Annotated in this window: 19 protein-coding genes; 12 read left to right on the top strand and 7 right to left on the bottom strand. The window is 39.5% G+C overall.

Translation table 11 applies throughout. The features are described from left to right. The first annotated feature begins 60 nt into the window (after positions 1–60). The 9 genes from nifV (at position 61) to trxA (ending at position 8,471) form a co-directional block, all read left to right on the top strand. A complete protein-coding gene (gene nifV / locus RDV78_00455; protein ID MDS1028970.1) occupies positions 61–1,194 on the top strand; it encodes a homocitrate synthase in 1,134 nt (377 codons plus the stop codon). Between the two features lie 39 nt (positions 1,195–1,233). After that, positions 1,234–2,235: an isocitrate/isopropylmalate dehydrogenase family protein gene (locus RDV78_00450; protein MDS1028969.1), complete on the top strand. Its 1,002-nt coding sequence runs from the start codon at positions 1,234–1,236 to the stop codon at positions 2,233–2,235. Between the two features lie 378 nt (positions 2,236–2,613). After that, positions 2,614–4,044 (top strand): glycosyltransferase family 2 protein, encoded by a 1,431-nt coding sequence (locus RDV78_00445; GenBank protein ID MDS1028968.1) that lies wholly within the window; start codon positions 2,614–2,616, stop codon positions 4,042–4,044. 110 nt (positions 4,045–4,154) lie between these two features. After that, positions 4,155–4,532 (top strand): carbohydrate-binding protein, encoded by a 378-nt coding sequence (locus RDV78_00440; protein MDS1028967.1) that lies wholly within the window; start codon positions 4,155–4,157, stop codon positions 4,530–4,532. Between the two features lie 2 nt (positions 4,533–4,534). Then, positions 4,535–5,749 (top strand): glycosyltransferase family 4 protein, encoded by a 1,215-nt coding sequence (locus RDV78_00435; GenBank protein ID MDS1028966.1) that lies wholly within the window; start codon positions 4,535–4,537, stop codon positions 5,747–5,749. A 139-nt stretch (positions 5,750–5,888) separates the two neighbouring features. Next, positions 5,889–6,779: a MoxR family ATPase gene (locus tag RDV78_00430; protein MDS1028965.1), complete on the top strand. Its 891-nt coding sequence runs from the start codon at positions 5,889–5,891 to the stop codon at positions 6,777–6,779. Then, the gene (locus RDV78_00425; protein ID MDS1028964.1) at positions 6,772–7,629 is read left to right on the top strand and encodes a VWA domain-containing protein; all 858 of its coding nucleotides are present in this window, start codon (positions 6,772–6,774) and stop codon (positions 7,627–7,629) included. Before RDV78_00430 ends, RDV78_00425 begins: the two co-directional genes overlap by 8 nt. Continuing rightward, positions 7,584–8,057, top strand: coding sequence for a VWA domain-containing protein (locus tag RDV78_00420; GenBank protein MDS1028963.1), 474 nt, complete (start codon positions 7,584–7,586; stop codon positions 8,055–8,057). Before RDV78_00425 ends, RDV78_00420 begins: the two co-directional genes overlap by 46 nt. Before the next feature lie 93 nt (positions 8,058–8,150). Then, the gene (trxA, locus tag RDV78_00415) at positions 8,151–8,471 is read left to right on the top strand and encodes a thioredoxin (GenBank protein MDS1028962.1); all 321 of its coding nucleotides are present in this window, start codon (positions 8,151–8,153) and stop codon (positions 8,469–8,471) included. A 33-nt stretch (positions 8,472–8,504) separates the two neighbouring features. Here the strand turns inward: trxA and RDV78_00410 are convergent, their stop codons facing one another. From RDV78_00410 to RDV78_00395, 4 genes are read right to left on the bottom strand one after another with little or no spacing between them, the layout of a single operon-like run. Then, the gene (locus RDV78_00410) at positions 8,505–10,091 is read right to left on the bottom strand and encodes a DUF1957 domain-containing protein (protein MDS1028961.1); all 1,587 of its coding nucleotides are present in this window, start codon (positions 10,089–10,091) and stop codon (positions 8,505–8,507) included. A 19-nt stretch (positions 10,092–10,110) separates the two neighbouring features. After that, on the bottom strand, positions 10,111–10,767 hold the full coding sequence (locus RDV78_00405; GenBank protein MDS1028960.1) for a DUF4912 domain-containing protein: 657 nt from the start codon (positions 10,765–10,767) through the stop codon (positions 10,111–10,113). A 48-nt stretch (positions 10,768–10,815) separates the two neighbouring features. Then, positions 10,816–11,934, bottom strand: coding sequence for a hypothetical protein (locus RDV78_00400; GenBank protein MDS1028959.1), 1,119 nt, complete (start codon positions 11,932–11,934; stop codon positions 10,816–10,818). 5 nt (positions 11,935–11,939) lie between these two features. After that, entirely contained in the window at positions 11,940–12,563 is a 624-nt protein-coding gene (locus RDV78_00395) for a hypothetical protein (protein MDS1028958.1), read from the bottom strand. Between the two features lie 179 nt (positions 12,564–12,742). Here RDV78_00395 and rlmD point away from each other — a divergent pair, with 179 nt between their 5' ends. The 3 genes from rlmD to RDV78_00380 all read left to right on the top strand — a co-directional run bounded on the left by rlmD (position 12,743) and on the right by RDV78_00380 (position 15,560). Next, positions 12,743–14,104: a 23S rRNA (uracil(1939)-C(5))-methyltransferase RlmD gene (gene rlmD, locus RDV78_00390; protein ID MDS1028957.1), complete on the top strand. Its 1,362-nt coding sequence runs from the start codon at positions 12,743–12,745 to the stop codon at positions 14,102–14,104. A gap of 446 nt (positions 14,105–14,550) precedes the next feature. Continuing rightward, positions 14,551–15,234, top strand: coding sequence for a MerR family transcriptional regulator (locus RDV78_00385; protein MDS1028956.1), 684 nt, complete (start codon positions 14,551–14,553; stop codon positions 15,232–15,234). A 2-nt stretch (positions 15,235–15,236) separates the two neighbouring features. After that, the gene (locus tag RDV78_00380) at positions 15,237–15,560 is read left to right on the top strand and encodes a hypothetical protein (protein MDS1028955.1); all 324 of its coding nucleotides are present in this window, start codon (positions 15,237–15,239) and stop codon (positions 15,558–15,560) included. A gap of 69 nt (positions 15,561–15,629) precedes the next feature. On the opposite strand, the gene RDV78_00375 is transcribed toward RDV78_00380, so the two are convergent. Genes RDV78_00375 through RDV78_00365 form a run of 3 tightly spaced genes read right to left on the bottom strand, consistent with a single transcriptional unit; the run spans position 15,630 to position 19,179 of the window. Next, positions 15,630–17,198 carry a recombinase family protein gene (locus RDV78_00375; GenBank protein MDS1028954.1) on the bottom strand — a complete coding sequence of 523 codons (1,569 nt, stop codon included), beginning with the start codon at positions 17,196–17,198 and terminating at the stop codon, positions 15,630–15,632. After that, positions 17,185–17,616, bottom strand: coding sequence for a recombinase (locus tag RDV78_00370; protein MDS1028953.1), 432 nt, complete (start codon positions 17,614–17,616; stop codon positions 17,185–17,187). The genes RDV78_00375 and RDV78_00370 overlap by 14 nt, the downstream gene beginning before the upstream one ends. Next, positions 17,617–19,179, bottom strand: a complete 1,563-nt coding sequence (locus RDV78_00365; GenBank protein ID MDS1028952.1) for a recombinase family protein — start codon at positions 19,177–19,179, stop codon at positions 17,617–17,619. Positions 19,180–19,230 lie beyond the last annotated feature (51 nt).

Here is a 19,230-nt window from a genome sequence, read left to right as displayed (position 1 = left end):
ATGAATTAGATTAATTTATTTGATTAGATGGATGGTATGTTTTTTAAGGAGTGTGTGGAGATGACTAAACATATAACTATAGTTGATACAACCTTACGTGACGGTGAACAAACTGCAGGCGTGGTTTTTGCTAACCCAGAAAAACTGCGGATCGCTAAAATGTTGGACAAAATAGGAGTTCATCAGATTGAGGCGGGAATCCCGGTTATGGGAGGAGATGAAAAAACTGTTATTAAGGAAATTGTCAACTGTGGATTGAAGGCTAGCATTATGGGCTGGAATAGGGCGGTTGTTGCCGATCTAAAGCACTCCCTGGATTGTGGTGTAGATGCAGTTGCCATTTCCATCTCTACCTCAGATATTCATATAGAGTATAAGTTACATAGCACACGAGAAAAAGTTTTAGCCAGCATGGTTGAGGCTTGTGAATTTGCTAAGAAACATAATCTCTACGTTTCCGTTAATGCCGAAGATGCATCGCGTTCTGACATGGATTTTTTAATTCGTTTTGCCAAAGAAGCTAAAGAGGCTGGAGCAAATCGCCTTCGCTTTTGCGATACAGTAGGTATTTTGGAGCCATTTTCCACTTATGAAAAAATTAAAACAATTATCGATGAGGTAGGTATTGATGTGGAAATGCATATGCACGATGATTTTGGCATGGCTGCAGCCAATACATTTGCAGGAATTAGGGCAGGAGCTACTCATGCCGGCGTTACCGTCAATGGCTTAGGGGAGAGGGCTGGAAATGCTGCCTTGGAAGAAGTAGTTATGGCTTTGAAATATTTAGATAAAAATGATTTAAACTTTAAAACAGAAATGTTTCGAGAAATTGCCGAATATGTATCTCGTGCTTCCGGACGTCAGCTGCCGGCTTGGAAATCCATTGTTGGCTCCAATATGTTTGCCCATGAATCCGGCATTCATGCCGATGGTGCTTTAAAAAATCCATTGACTTACGAAGTATTTAAACCGGAAGAAGTTGGTTTAGAAAGGCAGATCGTCATTGGTAAGCACTCTGGAACGGCAGCCATTAAAGCTAAATTTAAGGAATACGGTATCGTGCTGGAAGAAAAAGCAGCAACTGATATCCTCGCTTTAGTCAGAGCTCATGCTGTGGAACTGAAAAGATGTTTGTTCGATAAAGAAGTAATGTATATTTATGAAGAATATACAAAGCAGGCTAATAACTAATTTAGATAAATAACGAACTAAGAAATGGAGTGAATGATTGTGGCACACAATGTAACCTTAATTCCCGGTGACGGGATTGGACCAGAAATATCTGCTGCGGCTAAAAAAGTTATTGATGCTACAGGAGTAGAAATTAATTGGGAAATCGTAGAAGCTGGTGAAAAAGTAATTGCTAAAGAAGGCACACCCCTCCCCCAATATGTCTTAGATTCAATTAAAAAGAACAAGGTAGCCCTGAAAGGACCTTTAACAACTCCCATTGGAACTGGCTTTAGAAGCGTAAATGTTGCTTTAAGAAAAGAACTAAACTTATATGCTAATCTTCGTCCTGCAAAATCACTGCCTAATGTGCTCAGCCGCTACACAGATATTGATTTAGTTATTGTCCGGGAGAACACAGAAGACCTTTATGCAGGCATTGAGCATATGGTAGGGGAAGACGCTGCTGAAAGCATTAAAATTATTACCCGTAAAGCTTCGGAAAGAATTGTGAAATACGCCTTTGAATATGCCGTAAGAGAAGGCAGAAAAAAAGTAACTGCAGTACATAAAGCAAATATTATGAAATGCACCGACGGGCTATTTCTGGCTATAGCCCGTGAAGTTGCCCAAAAATATCCCCAAATCCAATTTGAAGATAAAATAGTCGATAATATGTGTATGCAATTAGTACAAAGACCTGAAGCATTTGACGTATTAGTTTTACCTAACCTTTACGGTGACATTGTTTCCGACCTTTGTGCTGGTTTAGTGGGTGGTTTAGGTTTAGCGCCAGGAGCAAACATCGGAGAAGAATATGCAGTCTTTGAACCGGTCCATGGCTCTGCTCCAGACATTGCCGGGCAAAATAAATCTAACCCCTTAGCAATTTTAATGTCTGGTATCTTAATGCTGGAACACTTAGGAGAACAAGCTGCAGCTAGAAATATTATGGAAGCCATTAAAGCAGTGCTAACTGAAAAAATTTCCTTAACTGGTGACTTAGGAGGAAACGCTACAACCGATCAGCTGGCAGATGCGATTATTAGTAAACTTCAATAAAAGGAAAAGTTAGGCTTTAAGACAAAATAGAGCAACTCCTGAATATGATCTTTTAAGGGTTATATTCAGGAGTTTTGTCTTATTACGAAGCTTAACATTAATGTGCAAGTTGAACTAATTTAGTTGGCCTTTTATTGTTAAAAAATGTTTACAAAATTAAAATAAAAAAGTATTATATTTACGTACTAGCTTGAATAAGTATATTAGTAAAGAGTATTTTACGATGTTGTTTTGAACAAAATTTAATATTAGGCAGGAAAAAGTTTATAAACGGCGAATAAAGAATATTATTATGGCATATAAATTTAAGATAGTGTCTTGTTACCTCCTCCGGCAGCTTGGGGAGGATTTTTATGCGACTGTAGGAGATGAAATATATTGAATAATGCAGAGATTATATATATATCTAGTGTCTTTCTTAGTTTAGTTATTGCGTATTTATTTTTCCGTTATCTGTATTGGGGATTGAAAGCACGTCTTACATATTGGAAGAAAATTGATGGATTATCAATAGATATGCTGCATGAGGAAGCGAAAAAAAAATCCTTGGAGCTGCCATTTTTCTCGATACTTGTGCCAGCTAGGGATGAAGCGGATGTTATTGCTTGCACTATCGATCACTTAGCAGGCCTTAACTATCCTAAAGATAGGTACGAGATTATGGTTGTGACTGACGGTAAAGAATTGAGAAGTAAGGAAAAGGAACCTGCGAAAATAACTACCCAAGATGTAGTAGAGAGAAAAATTCGGGAGTTTAGCCAGCTGCCTGATATGCCTTTCTTAAAACATTCTATTGTGCCTTTTGATTTTGATGGTCGTGTAGGCGGAAGATGTACAGGTAGAGAAGTGCCTTCGACGAAAGCCAGAGCTTTAAACTATGCCATAAGTTCAATTAGTAAATCCACGACAATATGCGCCTTTTATGATGCTGAAAGCCGTCCGGAAGCAGATTGTTTACTTCATGTGGCTGCTCGCTGGCTGGCTACTGATGGAAAGCAAAAGCTGTGGCAAGGACCAGTCTTCCAAGTACGAAATTTTTTCCAACTTGGGCCTTTAAACAAGCTGATCGCACTATATCAGGCCTTAGCTCATGAATGGTACTACCCCTTATTAATGAGACAGTTGCCATTTTTAGGTGGCACTAACCTATATGTGGAAAAAACTTTGCTACTTAGAATTGGCGGTTACGACCCTAAAGTTTTGTCTGAGGATTTAGAACTAGGGGTTAGGGCTTATATGGAAACAGGGGAATGGCCGGAGTACATACCTATTGTTAGTACAGAACAGACACCTGCTAAATACAAAGCGTATTTTCGCCAGCGTTTGCGCTGGGGCAGTGGCCACTTGCAGGTTTATGATAAGCTGCAAAATGCTACGCATTATCCAGAGGAAAAAAGAATACCTATTTTAAGAACTTTGCTTTGGAAAGGTCATGCCCAGTGGTATTTTTATCAATTTATGGTTTTAGCACCTGTGTTCTTGCTTCTTTGGGCATGGCAAGGCGGTATACTTGATAAAAGTGCTGTACCGACAGATATTAAAGCAATGCTGCAGTTTTTGACCCCTATTTATTATGGATTTACTTTTTATTTGTTTTATCGGTATTGTAATTATATTAATTTTACAGTGGCGCCGAAAAGCATTGCCGGAAAGGTCTTTGCAGTTTTGCAATTGATTGTTTTGCCTATTGCTGGTTTTTTTATTGCCTTGCCTTTCACAACTGCTTTGGTGCTAAGGGCTATGAACCGTCAGCCTCAAGTTTGGGTAAAGACCCCACGAACTCAGGAAGTTCGCGTAAAAGCTTCTTAATTTTTGAAAAAATAGCATAAAAACTTTTTAATAAAAAATCATAGTACCTTCTGTTTTTTGCAATACTAAGTAAGAGTAAAATATCTGCAAAAAACAGGAGGTATTTTTTTATGACTGACCATAGACGCAGTAATTTTGACGATACCGATATGAGGCTTTTAGAAATGAGGGAGGCAGATTTTCCAGGCGGCGTTGTAGTAGACCCTACACCTATTACATTGGGTGAAGAAGTTACAGTTCTTTATTATGGACTGCTCAAAGAAAGTGGTGCAGATCAGGTTTGGATGCACTGCGGTTATGGAGATGCTAGAAGTTGGTATAATATTAATGATATTCGGATGGAGAAAACCCAACGTGGTTTTGCTAAAAAGATTAAGGTTAATGATAGCAGTCGTCTAAACTTCTGTTTTAAAGATAGTGCCAACAACTGGGATAACAACAATGGCGTCAACTGGAGTTTTGAAGTTCATGACGGAGAGCAAATTTAAAGATGAGAGTTTTGATGTTAACCTGGGAATACCCTCCCCACAGCGTGGGAGGATTAGCCAAACATGTGGAAGAAATTTCAGAAGCCCTTGTTAAACAGGGGGTTGATGTCCATGTTTTAACTTTTGGTTCTAACACTGATGCAAAAAAGGAAAATAGAAATGGAGTAATTGTGCACCGGGTAGAAGCATATGACCATATGGTACCAAACTTTTTTTCCTGGGTCCATCAGTTGAATTTTTGTTTTATTGAAGAAGCTATTAAGCTTTTTAAACAGTATAAGTCATTTCATATTATCCACGCCCATGATTGGTTGTCCGCTTATGCGGGAAGAGTATTAAAACATGCTTACACACTTCCATTAATTGCCACAATCCATGCCACTGAAGCTGGTCGAAACCAGGGATTACACACTGATGATCAGCGCTATATTAATAGTATTGAATGGTGGTTGACTTATGAAGCTTGGAAGGTTATTGTGTGCAGTTCATATATGAGAAACGAAGTCCAAAGTCTATTCCAACTTCCTGCGGATAAGATAAAAGTTATTCCTAATGGGGTTGATCAAAGAAAGTTTACTCGCAATACAGATAATCACCCTAAGGAAAAAATTATTTTTTTTGTGGGACGTTTAGTTCGGGAAAAGGGAGTTCAAATACTATTAGAAGCTGCTCCGGCAATTTTAGCGAATGAACCTTCGGCCCAGTTTTGGATTGCTGGCAACGGTCCCATGGAACAAGAGCTAAAACAGCAAGCTAGAGCTTTAGGGATAGAACACCGAGTAAATTTTTTAGGCTATATTAATGCTGAAATGCGAGATAGAATTTTTCGCAGAGTAAGCTTAGCTGTTTTTCCCAGTTTGTACGAGCCCTTTGGTATTGTAACTTTAGAAGCTATGGCAGCGGGAGTGCCTGTTGTGGTTTCAGACACTGGAGGAATGGGTCAAATAGTTACCCATGGAGTTAATGGCTTAAAAGCCTACCCGGGAAATAGCCAATCTTTAGCTATTAATGTTATTCAGGCTTTAAAAAATCATGTCTTGCAGCAAGAATTAAAGAAAAATGGACTCCTCTTAATTGATAAAGTATATAATTGGGATAAAATTGCATTTCAGACTCGAAAGGTCTATAGTGAGGTTTATGCAGAGTATCGGAAAAGTTCTTGGAGCAAGGAACCTCAGGTCCATTTCTTAGATGGATTGCGTAAGGGCATAAGATAATAAAAAATTATTTTTTCTCGAAAAATAAGCAAGAAGAACTAAAAAGATGTCGAATATATTTTATAGCAGGTCATAAGCTTTTAGTTTATGCACAAGCATAAGCTAAAAGCTATCTGTATTCTTTAGAGGGGGGATTATGATGGAGATTACTTTAGATTGGTTGAAGAATGCAATGGCAGAAACTGGATATATTAGTGAAGACGAAATTAATATGGCTGTTTTTTTGGCCTTAAATTTGGAAAAGCCATTATTAATTACGGGGGCTCCTGGGGTAGGAAAAACGGAATTGGCCAAGGTCTTAAGCAAAATTTTTCAAACAGAGCTTATTCGTCTCCAGTGCTATGAAGGCTTAGATGAAAGTAAGGCTTTATATGAATGGAACTACCAAAAGCAGCTCCTAAGTATTCAGCTAGGTAAAGAGCAGGGGGCTAATAAGATAGAGCAAGATTTATTTTCAGAGAATTATCTGTTACCTCGTCCATTACTTAAAGCACTGCGTGCGGAGCAAAAACCAGTATTATTAATTGATGAAATTGACAAAACAGATGAAGAGTTTGAGGCCTTTCTACTTGAAATTCTTTCTGATTTTCAGGTATCCATTCCAGAGTTAGGAACAGTTCGGGCTAATCAAATTCCTATTGTGGTCTTAACTAGTAACGCTGAGCGGGAACTTTCTGATGGGTTAAAAAGACGCTGTATTTATCTTAATATCGACTATCCTAGGATAGATAAAGAATTGGCCATTCTGAACGCTAAAGTTCCCGGCATTGATCGGCGTTTGGCTCAAGAAGTGGCTAAGGCAGTACAGCTAGTCCGCAGTTTAGAGATTCAAAAGAAACCATCTATTGCTGAAACAATTGACTGGGCGAAGGCACTAGTACTTTTGGGTGCAGAGAATCTAACGCCAAATTTAGTGGAAAAAACCACTAATTTACTCTTAAAAGACAAACATGACGTAGATAATTTTAATCGGGATATGGGTTCCCGCTGCTTGTGTAGTAAAGTACAAGGACGAGAGTGCAATGAGTAAAGAAAGTGCCAGCTTAAACCTAGTTAAGTTTATTCGGCTTCTACGAGGTTTGGGTTTAAAGGTAAGTGCCCGGGAGCTAAATGACGTCTTCCAGGCACTGCTCTTAGTTGATTTGGTTGATGGGCAGCAAGTTTATCAGGCTTTAAAATTAACACTGGTGAAAGATTTACATAGTGAAAATATCTTTAACCAAGCATTTGTAGATTTTTTTGGCCGAGGCAATATAACGGCAGGTACAGAAACTGAGGAAGTTAAGGATTTAACTTTTCAGGATAAACCCTTGGAGCTAACTCAAGAGGAGCAAGTTTTATTTCGTCAACTGGATCCTGCCCAACGGGAAAGTATGCAGGATTTTCTAGATAAAACTTCTGAAGGAAAAAAAGTTACTTCTAGATTTTTACCTGTAGTTATGGAGCTAGTAAAAGGGCAAATGGATTTTTACAAACGACAAATGCCTAGATTTTGGCCGATAGAATTAACTGGCGACGCAGAAATAGATAATATGTTAATCGATGTGAGCCAAAAACTTATGCAGGAAGAAGAAGCTCTAATTCATAAGGATATGGGCAAGTTATCGCCGGAAGATATGGCTAAGGTTAAAAGAACTATCTATAAGTTGACTAGAAGGTTAGCTAGTCGTTTAACCAGGCGTAAAAAGAAAACTAATAAACATGGTTTGCTGGATGTGCGAAACAGTATCCGCCAAAGCATTCAGCATGGTGGCACTATTTTCAAGGTTAAGTACCGCCAGCGCAGAAGACGAAAGCCCGATTTAATATACTACTTTGTGATATTTCCGGCTCTATGGAGAGATATAGCTCCTTTGTATTGCAATTTTGTTATGGCTTAATTAAATCTTTTCTCCGACTAGAAACTTTCTTGTTTGCCGAAAGAATTATGTGGGTTAGCCCCCAATTGGAAGGAAAACTTTCCCAGCAAAGTTTAGAAGAATTATTTGAATTAGCCAAGGAGGAATGTGGACGGGGTACCAATATAGCCCAAAGCTTACACGGAATGCAAGTTAACTTTGATCGAATGCTGACTAAAAATAAGATAATAATTATTGTGAGCGATGCCAAAACAGTGGCTGGTGAAGAATCAGTAGAGGAGCTAAGAAAAATTGCGCGCAAAACAAAAGGGGTTTTTTGGCTAAACCCAATTGCGAAGAATTTATGGAATCAGTATAGTGCTATTTATTTGTTAGGGAAATACTGTCGGATGGTAGAATGCAGTACCTTATCTCAGTTAGATGAGATAATGCACAAAGTTTTGTTATAGGCTAATATTTTGCTAAATCATTGCAAGCGTATAGTAACATAAGTATAATAAAAGCAAAAATAGGCAGATTTTATTAAGAAAGTGGGGATTTAAATGGGAATTACGAAAGTCACTGATAGTAACTTTCAGGAAGAGGTATTATCATCCAGGGTACCTGTCCTAGTTGATTTTTGGGCTGAATGGTGCGGACCCTGCAGAATGATTGCTCCTGTTGTGGAACAGGTAGCAGAAGAATATGGACAAAAACTTAAAGTAGTCAAATTAAATGTGGATGAAAACCCTTCAACTGCTAGTCGCTTTGGTATAATGAGTATTCCAACTCTTTATATATTTAAAGATGGTGAAATAGCTAATCGTTTGGTAGGCTATATGCCTAAAGACCAATTAAAAGCAAACATTGATGAAACAATCTAAGAAAACAACTAAAGCAGCCTGGAAGGCTGCTTTTTACTTGCTATTGCTGGCAAAGATGCGGTAGTCTATATCCGGAAAAATATTATCCGTTTTTTCCATTCTTTTAAGCCAAATTTCATCAATCTGATGCTGAAGAACGCTATCATATATTTTTCTAAACCGTTCTAAATGTTCCAAGGTCCTTCTTTTAGCATAATCGACCATAGTACCTGTCTTCATAATAAATGCCCAATCACTGCTTTGGCTAAGTAATATTTCCCTGGCCGCCTGGTTTAAAGCACGTTTTTCTACTGAAGTTGGGTTGGTAAAAATATTTGCTAAGTTGATCATTTTTTCTCCTGTTTGGTACAAATCTTTATAAATCCAATTATTTGTTTTGTCTAACCAAACGGAATTATAACCACCATTGCCCCAACTAGAAGCGCAAGGAGTTGAAGGCTGTAAATTTTCATGTTCAGCTAAATATTCAGAGGGAGTGATTAAAGTAATTCCCTGAGCTGCTGCTTGTCTTATAACATGTTCTAACCATTCTGGTCCTTCAAACCACCAATGGCCAAATAATTCTGCGTCGTAAGGTGCTACAATAATTGGATCCTCTTCCATTTGATTTGTTAGATACGTCAACTGTTGTCTTTTTTTATACAAAAAATCTTTAGCATGATAATGCGCTTTTTCTAGGGCCCGTTCTCTTAAGTACAGTTTTTTATCATTTCCTTCTCCTGTTATTCTGTAGTACTTGAAGCCTGTATCCAGGCGAATTCCATCTGGATGGATAAAATCTTTAATATATTCTAAATCTAAATCGTATCCAATATCACGGTAGAATTCCCGATACCAAGGGTCTCCAGGGTAGCCTTCTGTTGAACTCCATACTTGTACTGAAGATTCATGATCCCGAGCAAAAGCAGCAGCGCCCCCTGGACAACGAATGGGCACATAAGTACCATAACGGGGCCGGGGATTTGCAAATAAGAGGCCATGGGTCTCAACAAAAAAATAGCCTAGATCCTCTTTAGCCAAAAAAACATCTAGCTCAGGAAAAAATCCGCACTCTGGCAGCCAAATCCCTGGAGGCTTCTGGTTAAAGACATTTTCATAAGTCCTTATGCCAGCAGCAAGCTGTGCTTGAACAATTTCCGGTTTTAAACTAAAAAGGGGCAAATAACTATGGGTTGCTGAGCTGGTTATAATCTCTAAGTTACCCAATTCCTGCAAAAGCTTAAATCCTTTTAATATATCTTGGCTATATTTATCAACGTAAGTAGCATAATTGGTTTGCAGTCTTTCATAATACATTTTTGCTAAAGGTTGAAAATCCGGCGCATCTTTAGTTCTAATAATTTCTTTCTGAGCCAATTTAAGAGATGTTTCTAAATACTGCTGAAATTTAGTGCGCAGCAACTGATCGTTTAACATGGAAATTAGGGTAGGGCTGAAGGACATAGTTAAACGATAGGGAACTTCTTCATCTCTTAATTTTTCTAAGATTTGCAGCAATGGGATATATGTTTCATTTAATGCTTCAAACAACCATCTTTCCTCGATGTAGAATTCTTCTGCTTTATGTCTGACATAAGGTAAGTGGGCGTGCAAAACGAAAGCCAGGTAACCTTTAGACAAAAATATCAATCCTTTCAATCTAGGGGGTAAGTTTTGCTGAGGAAATAGTCTGCATGTACTCTGAACCAGGTACTTGCAGGTTTATCGTTTCCTGTATAGATTGCCAAACTGCTTTGTCGGGAACCCAGTTTGGATCAATATTAGCTGAAATACTGCAAGCGGGTGTTGTTACTTGGTTAGAGCGAGCTAAGGCAAAGAAAATTCCTTCAACCTGGTAACCTATTTCCACAAAGTATTTATTCCCAGGATTAACCCGGATATAATAGTCGGAAAGATTATTTTCTACTAATAAATCGAAATAGGGGGCATTTATTGAGCCTTGAGAGATATTATAGATTCGCAGTATAAGGTCTGAAATCGAGAAGTCCAGATGTTCTTTTTTAATCTTGTCAAAACTTTCTTGATCGCTAGGGCTAATTTCCCAAAAAGTATATAACCAGTAAGGATCTTTGATTAGGAGAACAATATTGCTTTTTAAATATGTAGAGGATTTTCGCTTTTTATCCATTAAAATAGACGCTAACTCTTCGGCAAATTCAAAATCTCCATTACCATACCCTTTTGGCCTTTTGTAAGGCTTTTTTTGAAAAGTGGGAGATGGTTTATGAACAATTAGTAGATAGATAGCCGCTGCTAAAACAATAATTGTAGTGAGAACTATGAATGGGACTGTCATTGTTTTAACCTCCTCCTTTCTCTAGTATTATGTCCAGAAATAGTGTCATTATTTAATATAAACTTCGGCTATACAATCAATAGATCTAATATCTGAGCTTTCATAATCTAAATATTTTCTTCCCGAATCAAGTCGTAATTCCGCTGCAATTAAATCAAAACAGGGCAATTCCTTTTCGCCATCAATAATTTTAAGAGCATTGTCCTTTGTTACTGTAAAAGTAATTTTGCGATCAATGACAGGTAATGGGTCAGTTTCAACTGTATAATATTGCATTTCTGGTAAAAATATAAATTGATACAAAATAGGATGTTTTTCACCAAGGGGAAAAATATAAAGTTTTGCTTCGATTTTGTCTTTCGGCAATGCGGACCAGTTACACCAGCCAAGTGTAATATTTACATTGCGATTAATGGGAATAGGTTTTCTAGTTACTGGATCTGGAGGAAAACTAATTTGTAAATGACCATAAGCGACAAAACAGGAATCTTTAGATCCATTTAAAGGAAAAGACACAAGATAGAAAAAATCATCAAAAGAAAGCTCTTCTTTTAATACAATTTCTGCATCATAGCAAGTTTGACCCACACAATCTTCTCTTTTAATCCGCCGGAGAACCATACTTAATCTAGCCTGCTGCAGTATAGAATGGACTGATACGTTTACATAGCTTGATAAAAATGACACGCTGCGTAAGTTAACTGGTGGTGGAATGATTGCGTTGAAAAGCTGATTGTCTAAAGGATTAATGGCATTTTGCAAGAGTTTGCGGTAAAAAACCATTAGAATCAGCCCTCCCAAAACTGGAATTAAATAAATAAAAGAAATAATTCGAAAGGGAGGGGTAAAACTTAAAAAAAGTAATGCTAACCAGGTAACAGTGACTAAAGTCATGGTGAAATCCAAGTATTGCATAATAGTTTTACTAGGCCCATGAGGGAGTATGTAATACATCTGATACTTTTGAATCAGTTGAAAAATTTTACGAGTGATATTGTGTTCTTTATCATAAGATAAATCAATCAGCTCTTCTAAGAGCTCCTGCAGTCTTTCAACTCTGCGCTGAACTGTTAGAGAGACAAAAATACCAACTGACCCTAGCAAACTAATTAAACCGCCGACTAAGGAAAGAATGATTAAATTGTATTCTTCGTAGTTAAACACCATCTCACCTAATTTTCCAAATGAATTCGTAGACTATTAAGCGTAGCAGCCAATTCCTCATAACCATCTTCCTTGGCTTGAACTTCCAAAATGCGCATTGAGCGCTGTAATTGTTGTGTGTGTAAACTATGGCGTGCTGCTATGTTACCAATTTTGGCTATATAGTCCCAATAAAGTAAAGATCCTTGAATCAAATTTTGTTCTAAAAGAAATAAGCCAATAGTTTTAAAGCAACTGCATAAATAAAGCCATATTTCTTGAATAAAACAGAAGTTAATAGCTAAAATTTTACGAAACAAACAGACTGTTTTTTGGAAATACTGATGTGTAAGAGTTTCTGCATTTTCCTCGTTGATCTTGCGAAGATAAGATTTAAAATACTCGTTAAAGCCTAAAGAGACTTTCTGCAAATGTTCTTTTTGAATTTCAGCTGACAATAGTTCAAATACTATTTCCAATGGGTCATTTCTTGGTAAGTCAGGTACTTGAGCTAACTCTTCCCTTTTTATTTGTTTGACTTGACCTAAGTCAAGGTAATTATTCTGGACTTGATCAGTAGGAGTTGCTAGAATTTGTTGTAGGTTGGCAACAAATTCATCATAAAACTGGGTTCTTAATTGGATTTTATCCATTAAATACCTCCTTTAATTTTAAGCCTGCTTATTTTTATTTTGTCAGTAGCTTGATGGTTTATACATTATAGAATTTCCACATATGAGTTACACATTTAGCGTTACATGATAATATGGTGCTTCTGCATTGCAGAATACTTATAATAGAGAGTTTGTACTACTTACAAGGAGCTGAAACAATGAGGCCACAGGTTGGAGAGATACATACTTTGGAAATTACCGGCCTTTCTCACGAAGGAGCTGGTGTAGGGAGAATAGAAGGTTTGGCAGTATTTATTCCTGGCGCTTTACCAGGTGAAACGGTAAGAATTAAGCTGACTAAAGTTAAAAGTAAATTTGGGCAAGGAGAAATTGTCCAAATTATACAAACATCACCGCTACGCAGTCAGCCAAACTGTTCTAGCTACGATGCCTGCGGAGGCTGCCAACTTCAGCACCTAATATATGAACAGCAGTTGATAGAAAAGGCCAAGAGGGTTAGAGATGCTTTGCAAAGGATAGGAAAATTAGATAGTTTTATACTTAAACCAACTCTTGGTATGGAAGAACCCTGGTATTATCGGAATAAAGCGCAGCTTCATGTTGGGCTGGTGGACGGAAGAATCCGTTTAGGCTACTTCAGGCCAGGCAGCCATGATCTGATTCCAATTGAGCAGTGCAAGCTATTGCCGGAAGAATTTATGGAAGTTATTAAATATTTGGAGGATTTATTTGTAAAAGCGGGCCTTAAAGTCACTTATGGTATAGATGATAAAAATAATCTAAAACATGTGATTATCAAAAGAAGTTTTGCTACTGGGAAGATGATGATTATCTTAGTAACTTCAAATGAAGCTTTTCCACTAGGGAAAAAATTAGCTGAGCAGCTTCTTATGGATATGAAAAATGTTGTAACAGTTGTACATAACATTAATAAAAACGACAAAAGGATTTTAGGAGATAAGTTTATCCTTTTAGGCGGTGAAGAACAGTTAGAAGAAAATTTATGTGGACTAAAAATAAAGCTTTCACCAGCTGCTTTTTTACAGGTTAACCCAAGGCAGACGGAGGTTTTATACAGGAAAGTCCTGGATTATGCTGCTCTAAAAGGTAAGGAGGCAGTATTTGATTTATACTGCGGCGTAGGAGTGCTGTCTCTACTTTTAGCCCAACAGGGTAAAGGTGTTTATGCCATCGAAGAAATTGAAGAGGCAATTGAGGATGCCAAAGAAAATGCTCTGTTAAACGGCATTGCAAATGTTGAGTTTTTAGCAGGGAAAGTAGAAGAGGTGTTGCCTATGCTAAAAGACAAAGGCATAAACCCAAATGTCATAGTGCTAGACCCCCCTCGCCAAGGCTGCGACAAAACAGTTTTAGAAACAGCAGCAGTTCTTAAACCAGAACAGATAATTTACGTCTCCTGCGACCCAGGTACCCTGGCCCGAGACCTAGGCCTATTAGACAAGCTAGGCTACAGTACGAAAGAAGTCCAGCCTGTGGACATGTTCCCGCAAACGGGGCATGTTGAGTGCGTAGTATTAATGTCAAGAAGTGAAAAGTAAATATGAGAAAACCCTTTTTTATCAAGGCTTTCCGCACATATGGGTATGAAACCCATTTTATAAAAACGTGATTTTTTCGCTTTACGGAAACAAGTCCATAATGGCCGTATTTAATAGTTAAGTGGTCAGGTTAGATGTCAGTGCTCGGTGAGTGTACAGGTTAGATGTCAGCCCTCGCGAGTGGACGATTTAGATGTTTTTTCGGATTTTTTTGAGGTTGTATGGTCAGGTTGGATGTTGGTATAAATCATTAAAAGCGCGTAAGTATCTGTTAATTTATGATGTAGAATATTATTATGGATAAAATGGAACGAAAAATAGTAAAGAATTGGGGATGTTTTTGAGTAAAGAAATAAAGAAATTTTTTATTATTTTTTTAAAAAAATGCTTGACGGGGATAAAGTCCCCACTTGTTAGAATGAGTCCTGAAAGGAGGTCGAAGTTCAATGAGACCAAAAGAAATTCAAGAAAAACTTGGTATCGATGCCGACAGAATCAAGCTATTTAAGAGAGAGGGCATCTTCTTTCCGGAAAATCCGCCATCTGGAAACAGAAGTACAGACTACACAGAAACAGATTTTGAAAATCTAAGACTTATCGTTGTACTGACCAAATCAGGACTTACCTGCAGTGACATAAGAAAAATGCAGGACGGTGAGTGTACTTTGGAGGAAGCGATTCTTTCTCGCAAGAATAATATTGAGGCAGAAATTGCAAGAAAGCGTAATTCGTTAGAATTGCTTTCAGAACTGCTTGATGATAAAGCAGAATTCGAGACATTCGAAACCGAACGTTACTGGAATGTGATTACTAAGAAAGAGGCTGCAGGAGAAGAATTTATCGATATCGAAGATATGTATGGTTACCGACCTGTGTCGCTTATTCGTAGTATATGTTGCCCTCACTGTGGTGCAGAATATGAAGTTGATTTGGAAGACTACATGTATGACCAGAGTAGCGATGAAAAGGAAAATGGTATGGGGCCAGATACAGTGTATAGCTTCAATTCTGAAGATAGCTATGAGTGTCCAGATTGCGGTACGGTGATTCAAATCGAAGGCTGGATTCGAGAATATCCAATGGGCGCTTACGATTCAGAGGATATTAGCGTTGACGAGTGGGAGGACTAAATATGGCATTTACAAGTGAAGAAAAGAACTTATTAAAAAAATTAGCATCAGGAGCGTTAGACGGATTTGTTGGTGATGACCTGACTACTACAGGAGGATCAACAGTCTGGAAGGCTATTAAAAATGGTGTACCAGCAATGTTTAAGCAAGGCCCCGGAGGTAAGTTTTTTAACGGTAAAGAGAATGAGCGCTTTGAAGGAGTACTACACACATTACAGGAATGGGCCACAGATGAACAGAAGTTGGAGTTTCTAAGAAAGTTTGGATGGCTTATGAAGGATGAGGCGGTTAAAGCCTATAGTGCCATGTTCAAACCGAAGAAATAGTTGAAAATCAAACAAGACTCCCCATCACCGGGTTTGTTCCAGTTCTGAGGAGTCTTTACTTTGGTGCGATTATTCTTCCACATCCACCGTCACGCCTGACTTGAACCCCACAGTGAATTTGTCCTCGTAGACGGTGATTTTTTCAATCAGCCGCCGGACAAGCTGCTCATCATATTCGGCAAGAGCGGTAGATTGCTTCTTGAGGAAAGTGCTCATATCAGCCATACGCTTTTTAAGTTCATCACGGTTGGCGTTTTCAAGGAGCAGCTTCTGCTTCTGGTCGCGCAAACGGTGTATTTCGTCACCGACTTTCTCATAATCCGCATTGGAGGTGGCCAGCTTCAGAAGCTCCGTTTGCAGTTCTTCCAGCCGCTTATCGATATCCGCCATAGCCTTGTCGCTTTCACGGCTTATCACAGCAGCAATGTTGTCCCGCAGAGTAGTGAGAAAACTGTCCTTGTCGCAAAGAGTCTGGTTTATGGCTTTGACTATAACCTGCTCGATTTGGCTTTCCGATGCCGTGCGTGCATCGCAGAAAAGACCGGTGTTCTCAAGTCTGCTGGCACAGCGCCAGACGATAGATTTTTTGCCTCGGTTGTTCCAATGCACCCTGCGAAAAACCTCGCCACATTTGCCGCAGATAACTATCTGAGAAAAAGCGTGATTGCTGCTGAAGGTCCTTTTCTTTCCGCTCGGGCTGGTGTGGACAATCCGGCGGCGGATAAGCTCCTCCTGCACCTGCATGAAAACTTCACGCGGGATGATGGCTTCATGGCTGTTTTCTACATAGTACTGCGGAACGATGCCGTTGTTCTTGACCCGCTTTTTTGTAAGAAAATCGACTGTGTAGGTTTTCTGCAGAAGAGCATCACCGGTGTACTTTTCATTCCGCAGAATGTTGTTAATGTTGCTGGTATGCCAGCGTTCATTGCCTGCTCCGTTCAAAATACCGTCGGCTTCTAACCCACGGACAATCTTTAGCATACTGGCACCTTCAAGGTATTCCCGGTAGATGCGTTTTACGATTTCAGCCTCTTCCGGCACAACCACCAGCCGCTTATTCTCATCCTTGGTATATCCGAGGAATCGTGCGCAGTTGACTTGGATTTCGCCCTGCTGGTAGCGATATTGCAGGCCCAGCTTCACGTTCTGACTTAAGGACTGGCTTTCCTGCTGAGCGAGGGACGCCATAATCGTGAGCATAACCTCGCCCTTGGAATCCATGGTGTTGATATTTTCTTTTTCAAAATAGACCGGAATGTTTTTGTCCTTCAGCTGGCGGATATATTTCAGGCAGTCCAGCGTGTTTCTGGCAAATCGGCTGATGGACTTTGTGATAATCATTTCGATGTTGCCGGCCATGCACTCGTCTATCATACGGTTGAACTCTTCACGCTTCTTGGTGTTGGTACCCGAGATGCCGTCATCCGCGAAAATACCTGCCAGAACCCAGTCTGGGTGCCCTTGTATGTAGGCGGTGTAATGTTCAATCTGTGTTTCATAACTGGTGGCCTGCTCGTCGCTATCCGTGGATACACGGCAGTATGCGGCAACGCGGAGCTTTGGCTTTTCTTCGTCTTGGCTTTTGAGCGCGTGCTTCCTTGCCGGAATCACAGTGACGCTTTTACTTGCTGCCATTCTTGTTCACCTCCGTTTCAATTAAACTGTATGCGTATTCCGCCTGCGCGAATGGGTCGTCGAATTCCTCTTTACCTTCCTTCATACGGAAGGTGATAGGATAGACGGCCTCTTTTTTTTGCTTTGGCTTTCGATTACGGCCGAGCCTTTCCGACCGTATAATTCGCTCTGCTTCGGCAGTGTTAAAAGTATCTTTGTCAATAATAGACGGATAAAACTCATCACCGAGATATCGTTTGTTGCGGAGAATCCTGCCGATGCCAGAATGGAAGCCGTTAATACCAGCTTCCTTGGCGGCTGTTGACAATGAATCGCCGCTCAGATAAGATTGAAATAATACTTTTATCTGTTCTGCCTCTTTTTCATCAATTACGGCTTTTCCATTCTCAATCTGGTAGCCGAATGGTGTGTGACTCATTTACCTCACCAGCCTTTCTTTTAGTGTAATTCCGCATTTTAACTCGAAGCCAAGTTCAGTCCGAGAATATACATGAATCCGATCTACAAAGCGGTTAAACAGTTCACCGTCAAAGCTTGTCAGCATCGATGCCTTGGAAGCATACTGCAGCAGAGCGCTGACCTCGCTTAGGTTCTGAAAGTCATTATTCAGGAATCGCGTTATGGATTCCTTTTGACGGCGTAGCCGTTCTGCCTCCTGTAGCAGCTCATTGTTGCTCTTATTGTAAACAGCAGGCTCAAGATAACCTTTGGTCATCAGACCCACAAGCACATTCCGCTGTTTTTCGTTTTCTTCAAGCTTCTTGTCAATCGTGCGAATGTTTTCCATGGTTTCATCGGAATCCATTCCGCGCAGGCTGATGAGTAAAGGCTTCAGGACAATCTCATGCCCGAATATGAGCTTGTTCATCATGGTGACAAACGCATATTCAAAGTCGCACTCCGGAATGTATTTCATTGAGCATTTCCTGATGTCTGTTATATGAGTGAAGCAGCACCATGCGTATGGATGCTTGCCACTCGTATGAGTCCTTCTTTTAAAGGTTCCGCCGCACTGACCGCAGATTATTTTGCCTGAAAAGGGATAACGGTTTTGATATTTCTTACTTTGCTTCTCCAGCCGTTTTTCTTTGCCGCGCTGCTCGATAATATCCTGAGCGGCTTCAAACTCCTCATGGCTGATAATCGCCTCGTGATGATTCTGAATCAGATATTGATCTTTTTCACCATGGTTGTTATGGCGGTTGAAGTGCTCGTCAGTATAAGTCTTTTGAAAAATGACATCGCCAGTATATTTTTCGTTACCGACCATCCCGAGTATCGTTGTAGAAGTCCAGCGACCGCCTTTTTTAGTCGGTATCTTTCGTCTGTTTAGGTCGTCAGCAATTTTGTTTGTACCTTTACCGGCCAAAATCTCAGAAAAGATAAGACGGACAATTTTTGCCTGAGACTTGTTAACAACCATTTCTCCGTCCACATTGTCGTAGCCGTAAGGTGGATAGGAAATTTTATAGGTGCCATTCTGAAATCTGCGCTTTATCGCCCATTTGTTATTTTCAGCAATGGAGAACGACTCATTTTCGGCCAGTCCAGACAGGATTGACAGCATGAGTTCGCTTTCCATTGACCCCGTGTTGATATTTTCTTTCTCGAAGTAAATGAAAACACCAAGGTCAAGCAGCTTCCTCACCAGTTCCAGGCAGTCTGTTGTGTTTCGGGCAAACCTGCTGATAGACTTCGTTACGATGAGGTCGATTTTTCTGTTTTCACAGTCAGCAATCATTCGGAGCAGCTCAGGCCGCTTTTCCTTTTTTGTACCGGTGATACCTTCGTCATAATAAATTCCGGCGAACTCCCATTCAGGATTTGCATTGATGTAGGATTCGTAGTGCTTTATTTGAGTGTCCAGACTTTCGAGCTGCTCATCGCTGTCTGTAGAAACACGGCAGTAGGCCGCAACACGCAGCTTGGCCTGCTCAGTTAAATCAGTTGTGTTTTGAGCTATTTTCGTTACCTTTTTCAAATTATCACCTCCTTGGTCAGTGTGTCATATTACCTCTGAAACCAGGTATTA

This window comes from Bacillota bacterium LX-D (assembly GCA_031628995.1).
GTDB lineage: Bacteria > Bacillota > DUOV01 > DUOV01 > Zhaonellaceae > JAVLUO01.
Note: the sequence above shows the minus strand (reverse complement) of the source record. Positions and strands in the feature narration are given on the sequence as shown.